The 1,214-nt window shown below is 71.2% G+C and carries 1 protein-coding gene; it reads left to right on the forward strand.

The window, feature by feature from the left end; genetic code table 11:
* Positions 1-1,214 (forward strand): HAD-IC family P-type ATPase (locus ACWDKQ_RS35750; protein WP_450143169.1); only part of this gene is annotated, 1,214 nt, incomplete at both ends.

Here is a 1,214-nt window from a genome sequence, read left to right on the forward strand (position 1 = left end):
TGCTGAGCGTGAAAGGCGCCCCGGAGATCGTGCTGGCCCAGTGCACCCGGTGGCGCAGACCAGATGGCGACGTGCCGCTGGAGGAGACCGCTCGTCGAGGCGTCGAGCGCGTTGTCGAAGACCTCGCCCGGCAGGGCTACCGGGTGCTGGCTGTCGCCGAGCGGGCCGCCTCGGACCGCAGTGATCTCGACGAGTCCCGGATCCGGGATCTGCGGCTGATCGGTTTCGTCGCGCTGGCCGACCCGGTGCGGCCCACCGCGGCCGCCGCCGTCGCACAGCTCCAGCAGGCAGGTGTCGAGGTCGTGATGGTCACCGGCGATCACCCCAGCACCGCCGAGGCGATCGCCGCCGAACTCAACGCCCTCAACGAGCGCCGTGTCATGACCGGCACCGAACTAGACGCCCTCGACGACGACCAGCTGGCGGCGGAAGTAACCACCGTCGCGGTGTTCGCGAGGGTCAGCCCGGCGCAGAAGGCGCGCATCGTCGACGCCCTGCAGCGCAACGACCGTGTGGTCGCGGTGACCGGGGACGGCGCCAACGACGCGCCCGCGATCCGGTTGGCCGATATCGGCATCGCGCTGGGGGAGCGCGCGACCCCCGCGGCGCGCGAGGCCGCCGACCTCGTGGTCACCGACGACCGTATCGAGACCATCGTCGACGCCATCGTGGAAGGCCGCGCCATGTGGGCATCGGTGCGCGACTCGCTGGCCATCCTGCTCGGCGGAAACCTCGGGGAGATCGGCTTTACCGTCGTCACCGGTCTGATCAACGGTGGGGGCAGCCTCAACGCCCGGCAGCTGCTGCTGGTCAACCTGCTCACAGACATCCTCCCGGCAATGGCGATCGCGGTCAGGCCACCGCCCACGATCACCGCGGAGATGCTGCTGGCCGAAGGCCCCGAGGTATCCCTGGGAGCGGCGCTGACCCGCGACATCTACCGCCGCGCCGCGGTCACCGCCGGGGCCGCGATCGGTGCGTGGACCCTGGGCAGAGCGACCGGCACCGTGCGCCAGGCCAACACGATCGCACTCGTGGCGCTGGTCGCCGCCCAACTCGGACAGACCCTGGTCGTGCGCGGCCGTACACCACTGGTCGTGGGGTGTGCGCTGGTCTCCCTCGCGGCACTGGTCGCCGTCGTCCAGACACCCGGCCTGAGCCAATTCTTCGGGGCCAGCCCGCTACTCCCGCACGGTTGGATGATCGCCGCGGGC

It is taken from the genome of Saccharopolyspora sp. NPDC000995, assembly GCF_053599315.1.